The sequence below is a fragment of the Conexibacter woesei DSM 14684 genome (assembly GCF_000025265.1).
Classification (GTDB): domain Bacteria; phylum Actinomycetota; class Thermoleophilia; order Solirubrobacterales; family Solirubrobacteraceae; genus Conexibacter; species Conexibacter woesei.
Map to the genome: position 1 here is coordinate 1,982,720 of NC_013739.1, position 15,444 is coordinate 1,998,163.

General features: G+C 73.7%; 17 protein-coding genes. 12 read left to right on the forward strand and 5 right to left on the reverse strand.

The features are described 5' to 3' along the window. Positions 1–76: 76 nt before the first annotated feature. From glmS to CWOE_RS09415, 6 genes are all read left to right on the forward strand, one after another. Positions 77–1,948 carry a glutamine--fructose-6-phosphate transaminase (isomerizing) gene (glmS, locus tag CWOE_RS09390; protein WP_012933361.1) on the forward strand — a complete coding sequence of 624 codons (1,872 nt, stop codon included), beginning with the start codon at positions 77–79 and terminating at the stop codon, positions 1,946–1,948. Positions 1,949–1,958: 10 nt separating this feature from the next. After that, positions 1,959–2,315 (forward strand): holo-ACP synthase, encoded by a 357-nt coding sequence (acpS, locus tag CWOE_RS09395; RefSeq protein ID WP_012933362.1) that lies wholly within the window; start codon positions 1,959–1,961, stop codon positions 2,313–2,315. Next, complete coding sequence (locus CWOE_RS09400) at positions 2,312–3,853, forward strand: bifunctional ADP-dependent NAD(P)H-hydrate dehydratase/NAD(P)H-hydrate epimerase (RefSeq protein WP_012933363.1); 1,542 nt, start codon at positions 2,312–2,314, stop codon at positions 3,851–3,853. The genes acpS and CWOE_RS09400 overlap by 4 nt, the downstream gene beginning before the upstream one ends. A gap of 69 nt (positions 3,854–3,922) precedes the next feature. After that, positions 3,923–4,384 (forward strand): CBS domain-containing protein, encoded by a 462-nt coding sequence (locus CWOE_RS09405; RefSeq protein ID WP_012933364.1) that lies wholly within the window; start codon positions 3,923–3,925, stop codon positions 4,382–4,384. Between the two features lie 32 nt (positions 4,385–4,416). Next, positions 4,417–5,559: an alanine racemase gene (gene alr, locus CWOE_RS09410; RefSeq protein WP_041732031.1), complete on the forward strand. Its 1,143-nt coding sequence runs from the start codon at positions 4,417–4,419 to the stop codon at positions 5,557–5,559. Beyond that, entirely contained in the window at positions 5,556–6,995 is a 1,440-nt protein-coding gene (locus CWOE_RS09415) for an HDIG domain-containing metalloprotein (protein WP_012933366.1), read from the forward strand. Before alr ends, CWOE_RS09415 begins: the two co-directional genes overlap by 4 nt. Positions 6,996–7,093: 98 nt before the next feature. Here CWOE_RS09415 and CWOE_RS09420 read toward each other — a convergent pair whose 3' ends face one another. Then, positions 7,094–8,314, reverse strand: a complete 1,221-nt coding sequence (locus CWOE_RS09420) for a M28 family metallopeptidase (protein ID WP_012933367.1) — start codon at positions 8,312–8,314, stop codon at positions 7,094–7,096. Between the two features lie 32 nt (positions 8,315–8,346). Between CWOE_RS09420 and CWOE_RS09425 the strand changes: the two genes are divergently transcribed. From CWOE_RS09425 to CWOE_RS09440, 4 genes are all read left to right on the forward strand, one after another. Continuing rightward, positions 8,347–8,760, forward strand: a complete 414-nt coding sequence (locus tag CWOE_RS09425; RefSeq protein ID WP_012933368.1) for an HIT family protein — start codon at positions 8,347–8,349, stop codon at positions 8,758–8,760. Between the two features lie 155 nt (positions 8,761–8,915). After that, positions 8,916–9,119, forward strand: coding sequence for a cold-shock protein (locus CWOE_RS09430; protein WP_012933369.1), 204 nt, complete (start codon positions 8,916–8,918; stop codon positions 9,117–9,119). 96 nt (positions 9,120–9,215) lie between these two features. Next, a complete protein-coding gene (locus CWOE_RS09435) occupies positions 9,216–9,926 on the forward strand; it encodes a hypothetical protein (RefSeq protein WP_012933370.1) in 711 nt (236 codons plus the stop codon). A 108-nt stretch (positions 9,927–10,034) separates the two neighbouring features. After that, entirely contained in the window at positions 10,035–10,364 is a 330-nt protein-coding gene (locus CWOE_RS09440) for a hypothetical protein (RefSeq protein ID WP_012933371.1), read from the forward strand. On the opposite strand, the gene CWOE_RS33830 is transcribed toward CWOE_RS09440, so the two are convergent. Together CWOE_RS33830 and CWOE_RS09450 are read right to left on the reverse strand one after the other, a co-directional pair. Further along, positions 10,347–10,904, reverse strand: a complete 558-nt coding sequence (locus tag CWOE_RS33830) for a hypothetical protein (RefSeq protein ID WP_041730318.1) — start codon at positions 10,902–10,904, stop codon at positions 10,347–10,349. The two genes, CWOE_RS09440 and CWOE_RS33830, sit on opposite strands and share 18 nt — an antisense overlap. A 16-nt stretch (positions 10,905–10,920) precedes the next feature. Next, the gene (locus tag CWOE_RS09450; protein WP_012933372.1) at positions 10,921–11,166 is read right to left on the reverse strand and encodes a hypothetical protein; all 246 of its coding nucleotides are present in this window, start codon (positions 11,164–11,166) and stop codon (positions 10,921–10,923) included. A 105-nt stretch (positions 11,167–11,271) separates the two neighbouring features. Between CWOE_RS09450 and CWOE_RS09455 the strand changes: the two genes are divergently transcribed. Both CWOE_RS09455 and CWOE_RS09460 read left to right on the forward strand, forming a co-directional pair. Next, on the forward strand, positions 11,272–12,984 hold the full coding sequence (locus tag CWOE_RS09455; protein WP_012933373.1) for a glycosyltransferase family 1 protein: 1,713 nt from the start codon (positions 11,272–11,274) through the stop codon (positions 12,982–12,984). A gap of 48 nt (positions 12,985–13,032) precedes the next feature. Further along, positions 13,033–13,761 (forward strand): plastocyanin/azurin family copper-binding protein, encoded by a 729-nt coding sequence (locus tag CWOE_RS09460; RefSeq protein WP_268869658.1) that lies wholly within the window; start codon positions 13,033–13,035, stop codon positions 13,759–13,761. 63 nt (positions 13,762–13,824) lie between these two features. On the opposite strand, the gene CWOE_RS09465 is transcribed toward CWOE_RS09460, so the two are convergent. Next, a complete protein-coding gene (locus tag CWOE_RS09465; RefSeq protein WP_012933375.1) occupies positions 13,825–14,697 on the reverse strand; it encodes a cytochrome c oxidase assembly protein in 873 nt (290 codons plus the stop codon). Between the two features lie 151 nt (positions 14,698–14,848). Beyond that, a complete protein-coding gene (locus CWOE_RS09470; RefSeq protein WP_160165492.1) occupies positions 14,849–15,385 on the reverse strand; it encodes a cytochrome c oxidase subunit 3 in 537 nt (178 codons plus the stop codon). Positions 15,386–15,444: the final 59 nt, after the last annotated feature.

Genomic DNA, 15,444 nt, shown 5'->3' on the forward strand with positions numbered 1-15,444 from the left:
GAATCCGGGGGCGCCCCGTCAGCGCCCCCGCAGCCGCCGCACGCGCGGCTCTCGTCGTTCCACACGGAGGTTCCCCATGTGCGGCATCGTCGGTTACGTCGGCGCCCGACCGGTCCAAGGCCTGCTCCTGGCAGGTCTCGAAAAGCTCGAATACCGCGGCTACGACAGCGCGGGGATCTCGATCCTCAGCGGTGAGCAGGTCGATTCCGTCCGCGCCGTCGGCAACCTGCAGGCGCTGCGCGACGCGGTTGCGGCGCTGCCGCACGCGGCGGAGGTGCCTGGCGGCGCGCCCGTCGCCGTCGCCGAGCCGACGACCGGTATCGGCCACACGCGCTGGGCGACGCACGGACGCGTCAGCGAGGAGAACGCGCACCCGCACGAGGACGTGGACGGGCGGATCCACATCGTCGTGAACGGGATCGTCGAGAACTACATGGCGCTCAAGCGCGAGCTGGCGGACGAGGGCGTCGTGTTCACCTCCGAGACCGACGCCGAGGTGATCGCGCATGTGATCTCGCGGCGCTACGACGGCGATCTGCCCGCGGCGGTGCAGGCGGCGTACGGCGAGCTGGTCGGTCACTTCGCGTTCGTCGCGATGGCCGCGGACGAGCCGGGCGTGCTGGTCGGTGCGCGGCGCGAGTGCCCGCTCGTCGTCGGCCGTGGCGACGGGGAGCAGTTCCTCGCGTCCGCCGTGCCCGCGTTCCTGGAGCACACCCGCCGCGTCCAGTTCATCGAGGACGGCGAGCTGGTCGTGCTGCGCCCCGGCGGCGTCGACTTCATGTCGCCGGACGGCACGCCGATCGAGCGCGAGGTCGTGGAGATCGACTGGGACGCCGAGACCGCCGAGAAGGGCGGCTACGAGACGTTCATGCTGAAGGAGATCCACGAGCAGGCGGACGCCGTCGCGGAGACGATCGCCGATCGCACCGCGCGCGGCGACGGGGTCGACCTCGGCGACCTCGGCACGATCGACGACGCGTTCCTGCGCGACGTGCGGCGGATCATCGTCGTCGCCTGCGGGACCTCCTACCACGCCGGTCTGATCGGCCGCTACGCGATCGAGGGCTGGGCGCGCGTGCCGGTCGAGATGGACGTCGCCTCCGAGTACCGCTACCGCAACCCCGTCGTCGGTCCCGGCGATCTCGTGATCGGGATCTCGCAGTCGGGCGAGACGGCCGACACGCTCGCCGCGATGCGGCTGGCGCGCGAGCGCGGCGCGACGGTGCTGGCGATCACGAACGTGATGGGCTCGCAGGCGACGCGCGACGCCGACGGCGTGCTCTTCACGCGCGCGGGGCTGGAGATCGGCGTCGCCGCGACGAAGACGTTCGTCGGCCAGGTCGCCGTGATGTACCTGCTCGCGCTGCGGCTCGCCGAGCTGCGTGGCACGCTCGCGCCCGAGCGGCTGGCCGAGCTGGTCGGAGAGCTGAAGCGGCTCCCGCACCACATCACGGAGATGCTCGACGCCGGCGACGAGGAGATCCGCGCGATCGCCGAGCGCCACTACAAGGCGGAGTTCTTCCTCTACCTCGGCCGCCACATCGGCCTCCCGGTCGCGCTCGAAGGCGCGCTGAAGCTGAAGGAGATCAGCTACATCGCGACGGACGCGTACGCCGCCGGCGAGATGAAGCACGGCCCGATCGCGCTGCTCGACGACGACACCCCCGTCGTCTGCGTCGCGACCGACTCGCCCGTGCTGGACAAGGTCGTCTCGAACATCCAGGAGGTGCGCGTCCGCGGCGCGCACGTGATCGCCGTCGCGAGCGCCGGCAACGAGGAGATCCGCGAGCACGCCGAGGAGGTCCTGACGGTCGCCGAGACCGACTGGATGCTGGCGCCGCTGCTCGCCGTCGTCCCGCTCCAGCTGCTCTCGTACCACGTCGCCCGGCTGCGCGGCCTCAACGTCGACCAGCCGCGCAACCTCGCCAAGACCGTGACCGTCGAGTAGCCTCGCCCGCATGAAGGGCGTCGGGATCGACCAGCTGGAGATCGAGCGCCTCGAGCAGGCGCTGGCGCGGCGGCCGCGTCTCGCCGAACGGCTCTTCACCGCGGCGGAGCGCGCCTACGCCGCCGAGCGGGCGCGTCCGGCGCAGCACCTCGCGGCGCGCTTCTGCGCCAAGGAGGCCGTCGCGAAGGCGCTCGGGCTGGAGGCGTGGAGCTTCACCGACGTCGAGGTCGTACGCGGCGACGGCGCGCCGCGGATCGAGCTGCACGGCGACGTCGCGCGGCAGGCGGCGGAGCTCGGCGTCACGCAGGTCGCGATCTCGCTGACCCACACCCGCCGCGACGCGGCGGCCGTCGCGATCGCGACGTGAGCGCAGTGCTTCCGGCCTGGCTCGATCCGCTGCCGGACGCCGCCGCCCAGCGCGCGCTCGACGGCTGGGCGATCGAGCAGCGCGGGATCCCCGGGATCGAGCTGATGGAGCGCGCCGGGCGCGGGCTGTTCGAGCTGGTCCAGCGCTGCGTCCCGGACGGGACGATCGCCGTCGTCTGCGGTAAGGGCAACAACGGCGGCGACGGCCTCGTCGTCGCGCGCCTGCTGCGCGAGGCCGGCCGCGAGGTCGACGTCCACCTGCTGCCCGACCCGGGTGAGCTGGAGGGCGACGCGCGCACGAACCTGGAGCGGCTGTGCGGCGCCCCGCCGCGGATCTTCAACCCGGGCGCGCTGTTCGAGGTCGCCGGCATCGTCGACGCCGTCCTCGGCACCGGCGCGAGCGGCGCACCGCGCGGCCTTGTCGGCGACGCGGTCGACACGATCGCCGCCGCCGCAGACCACGGTGTGACGGTCGTCGCCTGCGACGTCCCCAGCGGCGTCGACGCCTCCACCGGCGAGGTCGCGGGCGTCGCGGTGCGCGCACGGGCGACCGCGACCTTCCACGCCGCCAAGCCAGGCCTCTGGATCGCGCCCGGCAAGCAGCACGCGGGCGAGGTCGTCGTCGTCGACATCGGGATCCCCGGCGACGACGGCGGACGCCCGCCGGCGACAGTCGCGGGTGCCGGCGCGATCACCGCCGCCGTCCTCGCCGAGCTGCCCTCGCGCGGCGCGGCCTCGACGAAGTTCGACGGCGGCAGCGTGCTCGTCTGCGGCGGCTCGACCGGCCTCACCGGTGCGCCCTCGCTCGCCTCGGCGGCGGCGGCGCGGGCCGGCGCCGGCTACGTGACGGTGCTCGTGCCGGCGTCGCTGAACCTCGTCTTCGAGGTGCGGCAGGCGGAGGTGATGTCGGTCCCGCTGCCTGACGAGGACGGGGCGTTGATGCCCGCGGCGGTCGCACCGGCGCTGGAGCGACTGGAGCGAGCCGACGCGCTCGTGCTCGGACCCGGCCTCGGGCGGGCGGAGGGGTCGGCGCAGTTCGCGCGCGACCTCGCGGCGGCCGCGAACGTGCCGCTGGTGCTCGACGCGGACGGTCTCAACGCGCACGCCGGGCGGCTGGAGGATCTCGCCAGCCGCCGCGCGCCCACGGTCCTGACGCCGCACGGCGGCGAGCTGGCGCGGCTGCTGGGCGTGGGGAACGAGGAGGTGCGCGGGCGGCGGCTGGCGCTTGCGCGCGAGGCCGCCCACCGCGCGGGCGCGATCGTCGTCCTGAAGGGCGACGACACGCTCGTGGTGACACCGGCCGGAGCGGTCGCGGTCAGCCCCGGCGACGCGCCGGCGCTCGCGACGGCGGGGACCGGGGACGTGCTCGGCGGGACGATCGCGGCGCTGCTGGCGCGCCGGGTCGAGCCGTTCGCCGCCGCCTGCGCCGGCGTCGAGCTGCACCGCCGCGCGGGCCGGATCGTCGGCGAGCGGATCGGCGTCGAGGGCGCGATCGCCGGTGACGTGATCGACGCGCTGCCGGCCGCGCGACGCCGCTGACGCGGCGGCCGCCCGGCGCACGCCCGGGCGCCAGCGGGTCGTGCACGGCAGTCGGATAATCTCCCGCCAATGCCCACCGTCGCAGACATCATGGAGCGGGACCCGATCACAGTGTCCCCAGAGGACTCGGTCGAGACGCTGCTGAAGGTGCTGCGGACGCACGAGCTGCCCGGCGTCCCGGTCGTCAACGGCGGCGGGCGCCCGGTCGGCATCGTCACCGAGGCCGACCTCGTGATGGTCGACGAGGAGGAAGATCTCCGCCTCCCGCTGCACATCGACCTGTTCGGCGCGCAGATCTTCCTCGGCCCGGTCAAGCGCTTCGAGGAGCGCTTCAGAAAGGCGATCGCCGCGACCGTCGGCGACATGATGACCGAGGACCCGATCACGGTCGACGCCGACACGGACGTCAAGGAGGCCGCGCGGATCATCGCCGAGCGGCGCCACAACCGGCTGCCCGTCGTCGAGCACGGCCGGCTCGTCGGCGTCGTGACGCGCCTCGACGTGCTCGAAGCGCTCGTCAGCGAGGAGTGACGGGCGGCACGCCCGTCGTCGACCCTGCCGACATGGCGCTGCGTGCACTCGCTCGGGTCAACCTTGCGGCGATCGAGCGCAACTGCGCGCTGATACGCCGCGAGATCGGCGCGGACGTCGCGCTGTGCGCGGCGGTGAAGGCGAACGGCTACGGCCACGGCGCGGTCCAGTCGGCGCGCGCCGCGGTGGCGGGCGGGGCGACGTGGCTCGCGGTCGCGACCGGCGGTGAGGCGGCCGAGCTGCGCGCCGCGAGGCTCGACGCGCGGCTGATCGTGCTCGGCGCGCTCGCGCCGGAGGAGTTGGACGAGGCGCTCGACGCGGACGCGGATGTCGTCGCCTGGAACGAGCGGTTCGTCGAGCAGCTGGCGACGGCTGCCGGCGCGCGTGCCGCGGCGACCGCGGCGCCGCCGATCCGCGTCCATCTCAAGCTCGACGTCGGCATGGGCCGGCTCGGCACGCGCGACGCGGACGAGCTGCTGCGGGTCGCCGACCGCGTCGCCGCGGCGCCCGGGCTGGAGCTGGCGGGCGCGATGACGCACTTCCCCTGCGCCGACGAGGACGTCGCGCTGACGCGCGGCCAGCTCGCCGCGTTCACCGCCTTCGGCGAGCGGCTGCGGGCCGCCCACCCCGGCGTCCTGCTGCACGCCGCCAACAGCGCCGCTGCGCTCGCGCTGCCGGAGTCGCGGCTCGACCTCGTCCGCTGCGGCATCGCCGTCTACGGGCTCTCGCCGTGGGAGGACGACGCGACCGCGCATGGGCTGGAGCCGGCGCTGGAGCTGCGCTCCTGGGTCGCGGCGCTGAAGCCGCTCGCGGCGGGGGAGACGGTCGGCTACGGCGCCCGCTTCCGCGCGCAGGCGCCGACGTGGATCGCGACGCTGCCGATCGGGTACGGCGACGGCGTCCGCCGCGGCTGGGAGCGCGACGGCGTCGCGCTGCTCGGCGGCCGGCGCCGCCCGCTCGTCGGGCGCGTCTCGATGGACAACGTGACCGTCGACGTCGGCCCGGAGCCCGGCGTCGCGCTCGGCGATCCGGCGATCCTGATCGGGGCGGCGGGGGAGGAGCGGCTGACGGCGGAGGAGGTCGCGCGGCGGCTCGGGACGATCAACTACGAGGTCGTCACGGCGCTGAGCGCGCGTGTCGTCCGCGCGTACCACCGCGACGGGGCGCCGGCGTGAGCGCGCCCGCCGACACCTCAGCCGGCGCGCCCGATCCGCTCGCGGTCGCGCGCGAGGCGCTCGCGGGGACGCGCACGTGGCTCGTCGGCGGCGCAGTGCGCGACCGTCTGCTCGATCGTGTGACGAAGGACCTCGACCTGGCGGTCGACGGCGACGTCGAGGCGGCGGCGCGCGGGCTCGGCCGTGCCGCGCGCGCGGCGGTCTTCCCGCTCTCGGAGGCGTTCGGCGCGTGGCGCGTCGTCGCGCGCGAGGGCGCTTGGCAGGCCGATCTGGCGCCGTTGACGGGCGCGACGATCGAGCAGGACCTCGCGCAGCGCGACTTCACGGTCAACGCGATCGCCGAGCCGCTCGCCGGCGGCGACCCGATCGATCCGACCGGCGGCGCCGCGGATCTCGCGGCGCGGCGGCTGCGGATGGTCTCGCCGGGGGCGTTCTCGGCCGACCCGGTGCGCGTGATGCGGCTGCCGCGGTTCGCCTCCGAGCTGGGGCTCGAGGTCGAGGTCGGCACGCTCGCGGCCGCGCGGCTCGACGCGCCGCGGCTGCGCGAGGTCGCGCAGGAGCGCGTCTTCGCCGAGCTGCGCCGTGTCGTCGGCGCGCCGGACCCGCTGCACGGGCTGGAGCTGATGGGCCAGCTCGGCGCGACCGCGGCGGTGCTGCCGGAGCTGGACGCGCTGCGCGGTGTCGAGCAGAGCGCCTACCACCACCTCGACGTCCACGACCACACGCTCGCGGTCCTCGCCGAGACGGTCGCGCTGGAGGGCGATCCCGCCGCCGTCTTCGGCCCCGAGCGCGGCGAGCGGCTGCGCGAGCTGCTGGCGCAGCCGTTCTCCGACGAGCTGTCGCGCGGCACCGCGCTGCGCTTCGGCGCGCTGCTGCACGACATCGCCAAGCCGCAGACGCGTGGCGTGATGGAGAGCGGCCGCGTGACGTTCTTCGACCACGACGCGCAGGGCGCGGAGCTGACGCGCGAGATCCTCACGCGGCTGAGAACGAGCGAGAAGCTGCGCGCCCATGTCGCCGCGCTGGCACGGCACCACCTGCGGCTCGGCTTCCTCGTGCACGAGCGGCCGCTGACGCGCCGCGACGAGCACCGCTACCTGCGCCGCACGACCCCGGTCGAGGTCGACGTCACGCTGCTGTCGGTCGCCGACCGGCTCGCGACCCGTGGCCGCAAGTCCGACGAGGCGATCGCCAAGCACCTCGACCTCGCGCGCGAGCTGATCGGCCCGGCGCTGGCGTGGGAGTCGGGCGAGCGGCCGCTCCCGCTGATCCGCGGCGACGAGCTGGCCGACGCGCTGGAGATCCCGCGCGGGCCGCGGCTCGGCACGCTGCTGGCGGAGCTGGAGGCGGCGCAGTACGCCGGCGAGGTGTCGACGCGCGAGCAGGCCGTCGAGCACGCGCGCGCGGCGCTCGCCGCGGCCGGCGACGGCGAGTAGCCGGCGACGGCGAGCGGCGACGACGGCGAGCGGCGGCGACGGCGAGCGGCGGCGACGGCGAGAGCCCCGCGTGGCGCCGAGTGGCTCGCGCGGCGCTGCTAGGCCGACGTCGCGCTGCGCTCGGCCGGCGGGCCAGCGGTCGCCGCGACCCGCCGCGCGATCGCGGTGCAGAGCGTGACGGCGTCGTCGACGCTGCCGTGGTCGACGTTGTCGGCGGTGTCCGTCGGCCAGTGGTAGTTCGCCGGCACCTTGTGCGGCGTGACGGAGCCGATCATCGCGGTCGGGTAGCCGGCCTTCAGTGCGATCAGCCCGTCGGTCGCGTTGCGGAAGCGCAGTCCGCGGCGCAGGTGGACGCCGGCGTCGCGCGCGCAGACGTCGATCAGCCGCTTGAAGTCGTCCGGGTACTCGCGCATCCGCAGCATTCCCTCGCCCTCCAGCAGCGCCAGCTCCGGCGAGCCGACGGTGTCGACGCAGACGACGTGGGTCGACTCGGGCGGCAGTCTCGGGAAGTGGCGCCGCGCGAACGCGTGCATGCCCTCCATGAAGCTCTCCTCCGAGCCGGTCGAGACGAGCAGGACGCGCAGCCCCTCGACGGGCCGCTCCGCCAGCTCGGTCGCGACGCCGAGCAGCGTCGCGACGCCGGTCAGGTTGTCGTTCGCGCCGGGAACCGCGCCGCGCGAGCCGATCTCGGCGAACGTCGCCGCCGAGCCGAGCGCGAGCGCCGTGCCCGCGGTCAGCAGCCGTCTGCTGCCGGTCAGCGCGCCGAGCGCGACGAGCGCGGGGCCGGCGAACACCGGCGCCATCAGCGGCGGCGACGTGTCGCTGCGCTCCAGCAGCCCGGGGGCGTATCTGGCCAGCAGCGGCAGAACGCCGGGGTGGAAGAGGATCCCCCAGTGCGCGGCGTCGTGGTGGGCGACGAAGACGATCGTGCGCTCGGCATCGACGTCGCCGGTCTCGGCGACGACGTTCCAGGTCGGCCGGCTCGGCAGGAAGCGGCGCCGGAACCACAGCGACCCGCCGCTGACGTCGTCGTAGATCGCGGCCGCGGCGAACGCGCCGGCGCCGCCCGCCAGCAGCCGGGCGTTGCGCCCGCCGCGCTGGGCGGCGAGCCCGGCGGCGCCGGCGAGCGCGGCCGGGACGCCGAGCGGGAACCAGTAGCCGCCGTGCGCGCGCTCCTCCTCGACCCGCGCGCTGCAGCCGAACTCGCCGAGCCGCGCCGCGATCCACTGCGCCGCCTCGCGCTCGCCGGGCGAGGCGGAGGGACGGTCGATCGCCGCGAGGTGGGCGATCGCGTCGCGGAGGTGACGGCGGTCGGGCACGGAGCAGCTGAGGCTACCGATATGCTCGGCGCGTGCCCACCAACTCCGACTGCATCTTCTGCAAGATCGTCGCCGGGGAGCTGCCCGCGCGGATCGTCCGCGAGGACGAGCGCACGATCGCGTTCATGGACATAGCTCCCGCGACCTACGGCCACACGCTCGTGATCCCGCGCAGCCATTCGCGCGATCTGCTGGAGATCGAGCAGGCGGATCTGCAAGCTGTCGCCCACGCCGGGCAGCTCGTCGCGCAACGTGCGAAGGAGCGTCTCGGCGCCGACGGGGTCAACCTGATCAACTCGTGCGGCGCCGCCGCGTGGCAGACGGTCTTCCACTTCCATCTGCACGTGATCCCCCGGTATTCGGACGATCCGCTGAGATTGCCGTGGGTCCCGGCACAGGGCGACCCGGACGAGATCGCCACCGCCGCAGCGCAGCTGATCGGCTGAATTGCTGGCGCGTCGACCGTCGCCGGAGCGAGGTCGCGACGAATGCCACTTGCAGTTCACCCCTTTGGTGCTGTTGACTTTCCCGTGACAGATCGGGCGATGGGCCCGATGTAAACCTGCCGGCATGTCCGGCATGCTGCTCCTCGGGGGACGCAATGGCAACGGGTACGGTCAAGTGGTTCAGCGACGACAAGGGCTTCGGCTTCATCACGCCGGATGACGGCGGTCGCGACCTCTTCGTCCACTATTCCGGTATCTCAGGAGACGGATACCGCTCACTCCCGGAGGGCTCGAAGGTGTCCTACGAGGAGGAACAGGGAGACAAGGGACCGAAGGCGGTCAACGTCACCAAGATCTGAATCCTCGGGGTCGGCGGCCACGCGCTGTGGCCGCCGCGCACCGTTCCAGGACGGCGTGAGCGCTACTCGCGCCGCCGCTTCGTGTTGAATGAGCACATGAAGCGCATACTCATCGGCCTCGCCGCGTCCGCGTGTGCGCTCGGCGTCGCCGCTCCCACTGCCTCCGCCAGACTCTACGAGCTGGGCGAGAGCACCGTTCCTGTGACCACGAGCTGCCCCGACGACTGCTTCGTCGTCACCCGCACCACGGCGCTCCAGGTCAACACGAACGGCACGACCTACCCGACGACCGCGAAGGCCGACGGCCGCGTCGTCGCCCTCACGCTCCAGCTCGGGTCGCTGACCGACAGACAGATCAGCTTCTTCAACAGAACGTACGGCGGCACGCCGCGCGTGCAGCTGACCGTCCTGAGCCAGTCGTCGAGACAGAGACCGAGACGGCTCTACACGGCGACCGCGCAGAGCGAGGTCTTCCGCATCACCCCGTTCCTCGGGACGACCGTGCAGTTCCCGTTCGAGACGAGCCTGCCGATCGAGAAGGGCGACGTCGTCGCGCTGACGGTCCCGACGTGGGCGCCGATCCTCGCGGTCAACCTCGACAAGACCAACGGCTGGCGCGCGAGCCGCGCGAGCGGCTGCCGCGACCTGGTGACGCAGACCGCGCAGCAGACGATCGGCAGCGAGTCGGCGTACAAGTGCCTCTACCAGACGGCCAAGCTGACCTACACGGCGACGATGATCTCGACGCCGAAGCCGCCGAGAGAGACGAGAGACCCGAGCAGAAGAGACACGACGACGAGAAGATGACCGCGGCGGGAGCCGGCGCCTCGGGCGACCCGGCTCCCCGTGCGGCGCGCGGTCGGCCTGCCGACCGCGCACCTCGTCACACGCGCGCGCCGGAGCTAACATCGGCGCGTGAGCACAGCGGGCTGGATCTTCCTCGTCGGGATGCGGGTGATAGATCTCGGCGGCATGATCGTCTGGCTGGTGTGGTTCTTCCGCCACCAGGACGAGCCTGACGAGTGGGGCGACTGGGACGACCCTGGCAGAGATCCCCCGCCGGATCGGCCGTCCCCGCCGGATCCCGGCGACCGCGGCGACTGCCTGCCGCTGCCCGACGCCGCGCCGTGGCCGGTCCGTCTGCGCGACCACACGACCGCGCGTCCGCGTGGGACCGAGCGCGAGCGGCGCGGCGAGCCGGCACGGCGCGAACGCGAGCGCGCCCGGTCAGCTCGCGCCGGCTAGCAGGCGCCGGGGTTCTGCTCGCAGAAGGCGTCGGTGTCCGGCGAGGCGCCGCCGGGCGAGGCGCCGCCGCCGGTGTCGCCACCGCCGGTGCCGCCGTCCGTCGTGCCGCCGCCGCCGGGGGGAGGCGCCGCCGCCGGTGTCGCCACCGCCGGTATCGCCGCCGCCCGTGTCGCCGCCGGTGCCGGTGTCGCCGCCGGTCGTGCCGTCGGTGCCGCCACCGGTGTCGCCCGAGGTGTCACCGCCGCTGTCGACGGTGCCGCCGCCGGTCGAGTCCGACGAGCCGTCGTCGACGGCGCCGCCGGTCGAGCTGCTGGTGTCGGGCGTCGTGGAGGTTGTCGACGTCGTCGAGGTCGTCGACGTGGTCGACGGCGTCGTGGAGGCGGACGCCGGCAACGTGCCCGTGGGTATCGTCAGCGGGGGCGTCTCGAGCGTCTCAGCGCTGCTGGAGCCTCCGCCGCCGCAGGCGGAGAGGCCGAAGACGAGCAGGGCGCCGAGCGCGAGTGCGAAGGTCAGGCGGAACAGGTTCGTGCGACGAGGCACGGGCGAGCGCGCGGCGTCAGCGGCCGAGCGGGGCCATCCGGCGACCGCAGTTGGGGCAGTCGTTCAGATCCCTCTGAGCGAACTGATCGCACCAGTTGCAGATGCGGAGGTTCTCGACCGTCCACGGCAGGTCCGACGGCGTCGGCGCAAGCGGCAGGAGCTGAGCGACGACCTCGAGCTCCTCGCCGGTCTCACGGTCGAGGTAGACGCGGCCGGGCTCGGCCTCGAGCACGATCTCGCGGCCGGTCGACGGAGTACGCATGCGATAACGCTGATTCAGGCTCACGGGCCGGCATGCTACCAACGCACACGGCGATTCGACCCCGTCGCCGCTGGCCGGGGCGGGGCGGCGGCTAGGGTAGCGCTGATGCGCGTGCTCGTCTTCCACGGCTACCTGCTCGGAGGGACGGGCTCGAACGTCTACAACGCGAACCTCGCGGCGGCGCTCGTGCACCTCGGCCACGAGGTGCGCCTGCTGTGCCAGGAGCGCGAGCCGGAGCAGTTCCCCTTCGTCGACGCCGCCGCGGACTGGGACGGCGGCTCGCTCGCGGTGCGGGTGCTGCGCGAGCCGGTCCGCTGCACGGTCTACCGGCCCGCGCTGGCGGGTCTGCTGCCGGTCTACGTCGCCGACCGCTACGACGGGATCGAGGCGCGCACGTACGCGGAGCTGACCGACGCCGAAGTGTCGGCGTACGTCGAGGCGAACGTGCGCGCGGTGCGGGAGGTGGCGGCGCGCGCGCAGCCGGACGTCGCGCTCGCCAACCACCTCGTGATGGGACCGCTCGTGCTCGCACGGGCGCTCGGCGACGTCCCCTACGCGGTCAAGATCCACGGCAGCGCCCTCGAGTACACGGTCGCTCCGCAGCCCGAGCGCTTCCTGCCGGCGGCGCGCGAGGGGCTCGCCGGCGCGCGCGGCGTGCTCGTCGGCTCGCGCCACACCGCCGAGCGGCTGTGGGAGACGCTCGCGGAGCCCGACCTGCCCGCGCGCACCCGTCTCGGCCCGCCCGGCGTCGACGTCGGCCGCTTCGTCCCGCGCGACCCCAGAGCCGCCCACGCCGGCCTCGTCGAGCTGGCGGAGCGGCTGGAGCGGCGCGCGAGGGAGGCGGGCGGCGCGGCCGGGGCCGGCGGCGCCGGTGGCGCCGGTGGCGCGAGCGGGGCGGGGGCGGGCGGCGCGGCCGGGGCGGGCGGCGCCGGTGGCGCGAGCGGCGCGGCCGGTGCCGACGCTGCTGTCCCTGCGCCAGCGTCCGCCTTCGCGCTCGACGACGCCGCGGCGGCCGCTGCGCTGGGGACGCTCGCGGCGGCGCCAGCGGACGATCCGCTCGTCGCGTTCGTCGGCAAGCTGATCGTCTCCAAGGGCGTCGACCTGCTGGTCGCCGCCTGGCCGCTCGTGCTGATGCGGCAGCCGCGCGCGCGGCTCGTCGTGGTCGGCTTCGGCGCCTACCGCGACGGCGTCGAGCGGCTGCTCGCCGCGCTCGCCGACGGCGACCTCGGCGCGGCCGGAGCGCTCGCGGCCGAGGGCCGCGCAGCGGAGGGCGGACCGGCCGGGGCGGCGCTCGTCCACCTGCAGGCGTTCCTCGGCGAGCTGGCGGCCGACCCGGAGGCGCGCGAGCGCTACCTCGCGGCCGCCCGCGACCTGCGCGAGCGGATCGTCCTCAGCGGGCGACTCGAGCACGACGAGCTGGCCGACCTGCTGCCGGCGTGCGCGGCGCAGGTCGTCCCGAGCACCTTCCCCGAGGCGTTCGGGATGGTCGCGGCCGAGGCAGCCGCCTGCGGGACGCTGCCGGTCTGCGCCGACCACTCCGGCCTGGCCGAGGTCGCCCGCGCGCTGGCGGACGCCGTGCCCGAGCCTGCGCGCGCGTGGCTGGCGTTCCCCGTCGGGCCGGGCGCCGTGCACGCGATCGCCGACCGCGTCGCCGGCTGGCTCGACGCCCCGCCGGAGCTGCGCGCGAGGACGCGCAAGGCGCTCGTGGAGACCGCTCGCGAGCGCTGGTCGTGGGACGGCGTGGCGCGCGGCGTGGTCGCTGCGGCGGAGGGCCGGCTCGACCAGCTGCCACCGCCGCTGGCGACGAAGTTGCAGTAGGCACTGGATTATCGGCCGGACCCTCGGATAGAGTCGTCCGCGGAGATGATGAGCCGACGGAGACGAGGAGCAATCGTCGCCACGGTCGCGGCCTCGGCATTCGCCGTCGGTATCGCTGGCTGCGGTGGTGACGATCTCAAGGGAAACCGCGCCGACCTGGTCCACGGGAAGCAGCTTTTCGTGGAGAGATGCGGCGCATGCCACACGCTGGCGCGTGCGGGCACGAGAGGCACGGCTGGGCCGGACCTCGACACTGCCTTCGCGCAGTCGCTGCAGGACGGCTTCGGGCGCGACACCGTCAGAGGGGTCGTACACGAGCAGATCCTGTACCCGATCTCGAGAATGCCCGAGAGAATCGTCAAGGGCCAGTCCGCGATCGACGTCGCCGCCTACGTCGGCGAGGTCGCAGCGAAGCCTGGCGAGGACGAGGGCGCGCTCGCGGCGGCCGTCAGAAGAGTCGAGCAGAGAACCGCCGCCGCCGAGAACGGCAAGCTCGAGATCGACGCCGATCCCGACGGCCAGCTCGCCTACGTCGTCAGCGCCGCGACCGCGCCGGCCGGACCGCTCGAGATCGACTCGAGAAACGAGGCCTCGATCCCGCACGACATCGCCCTCCAGGAGGGCACGAGCGGTCCCGACCTCGGTAGAGGCGAGACGGTCTCCAACGGCGGCGTGTCGAGAGTCTCGGTCGACGTGAGACCGGGCGACTACACCTTCTACTGCACCCTTCCAGGCCACCGTGAGGCGGGCATGGAAGGCAGACTCACCGTCAGATAACCGGCTCCGGCGGCGCCTCGGCGCCTCTGGCTTTGTCCTCGGTCGCTCATGGGCTGGCGCCCACTACGCTCCCTGCGTCCGCGCCAGAGACGCCGATGCATCCGCCGGCGGGCCATCTTCGCGAGCTCTCACCGCATCCGCGCTCGCTCTCGCCTGATCGCGGTCTTCCTGCTGCGAGGCGTGGTAGAAGAACCACGCCAGCGCGGCGACCATGATCACTATGTCGAGCGTCATCATCATGCCGCCGGCGGTGCCCTGGTCGGCCCGCGGTGAGAAGCCGCCGGGGCGTTCGCCGGTGCCGTAGGCGCCGGCGTAGAGGACGCCTCTGGTGAAGACGAAGATCATGCCGAGGAACATCGTCGACATCCGCGCGGCGAAGATGTAGCCGATCTTCCACAGCTGCCCGGGCATCCGCCGGCGGGCCGGCTCCAGCACCGGCCACCACAGCAGCAGGTTCGCGGCGAGGAAGAACTCGTGCTGGAGCGCGTGCAGGAACGGGTTGCTGATCGCGCCCTCGAACAGCGTGCTCTCGTGCCAGGCGTAGATCGTCAGCACGTAGAGCGGCAGCGCGACGAGCGGCTGGCGCAGGAAGCGGAAGATCCGCCGCAGCAGCCGCCGTCTCGCCAGCAGCACGAGCGCGGGGCGGGGGAGGTAGAAGAACAGCATCGGCGCCCGCAGGCCGGCGAGCAGGAACGGCGCCGCGAGGTCCCCGAGCAGCAGGTGCTGCGCCATGTGGGCGCTCATCAGCTCGCCGTCGTAGGCGTCGAGCGGCCCGTTGAGGCCGACCGTCAGCAGCGCGATGCCGATCCACCAGCACGCTTGCTGCCCGCGTCCGACGTGCAGGTTGCGGCGCCGCAGGATCCCGAGCGCGCGGACGTACAGCCAGCACGCGAGCGCGGTCAGGACGAGGACGACGGGGTCGAACGCGAACTGCATGGCGTTCAATGGTCGCGCGTCGCGCGCGCGGCGGGGTCGGTCACGTCAGCGCACGTGCGATCAGCACGAGCCCGACGATCACGACCACCACGGCAAGGACGTAGAGCAGGAAGCGGAACGCCTCCTGCTCGGAGCGGAGCGGATTGAGCATCTACAACAGGTAGACCGTGCTGTAGACGACGACCCACATCACGTCGACGAAGTGCCAGTAGATCCCGGGGATCTCGACGCCGCGGTGCTCCTCGGCCGAGAAGTGGCCGCGGAACGCCCGGACGGTGACCATCAGGAGGATCATCAGGCCGAGCGCGACGTGGGCACCGTGCAGGCCGGTCAGCCCGTAGAAGACCGACGCCTGCGCGCTGTCATACGGCGCGAAGCCGATGTTGACGTACTCGTTGATCTGCACGAACAGGAACGTCGCGCCGAGCAGGAAGGTCGTCGCCATGCCGGCCTTGAACGCGCCGCGGTTCCCGCGCTTGACCGCCTCGAGCGCCCAGTGGAGCGTGATCGAGGAGGAGAGGAGGATCGCTGTGTTGACACCGGCGATCAGCTTCGGCAGCTCCGTCCCCTCCGCCGGCCACGGGTTGCCGTCCACGACCCGGATGAAGAAGTAGGCCGTGAAGAAGGCCCCGAAGACCATGATCTCGGAGATGATGAACAGCAGCATTCCGAGCATCTGCGGGTCCACACGGGAGCTCCTGTGCGCCTCCGGCGGGCCGTGATGGTGCGCGGCCTCGCCGGCGTGGT

Coding starts and splice junctions, on each gene's coding strand:
- glmS (WP_012933361.1), top strand. CDS start 77: ATGTGCGGCATCGTCGGTTACGTCGGCGCCCGACCGGTCCAAGGCCTG.
- acpS (WP_012933362.1), top strand. CDS start 1,959: ATGAAGGGCGTCGGGATCGACCAGCTGGAGATCGAGCGCCTCGAGCAG.
- CWOE_RS09405 (WP_012933364.1), top strand. CDS start 3,923: ATGCCCACCGTCGCAGACATCATGGAGCGGGACCCGATCACAGTGTCC.
- alr (WP_041732031.1), top strand. CDS start 4,417: ATGGCGCTGCGTGCACTCGCTCGGGTCAACCTTGCGGCGATCGAGCGC.
- CWOE_RS09430 (WP_012933369.1), top strand. CDS start 8,916: ATGGCAACGGGTACGGTCAAGTGGTTCAGCGACGACAAGGGCTTCGGC.
- CWOE_RS09435 (WP_012933370.1), top strand. CDS start 9,216: ATGAAGCGCATACTCATCGGCCTCGCCGCGTCCGCGTGTGCGCTCGGC.
- CWOE_RS09450 (WP_012933372.1), bottom strand. CDS start 11,166: ATGCGTACTCCGTCGACCGGCCGCGAGATCGTGCTCGAGGCCGAGCCC.
- CWOE_RS09455 (WP_012933373.1), top strand. CDS start 11,272: ATGCGCGTGCTCGTCTTCCACGGCTACCTGCTCGGAGGGACGGGCTCG.
- CWOE_RS09460 (WP_268869658.1), top strand. CDS start 13,033: ATGAGCCGACGGAGACGAGGAGCAATCGTCGCCACGGTCGCGGCCTCG.
- CWOE_RS09465 (WP_012933375.1), bottom strand. CDS start 14,697: ATGCAGTTCGCGTTCGACCCCGTCGTCCTCGTCCTGACCGCGCTCGCG.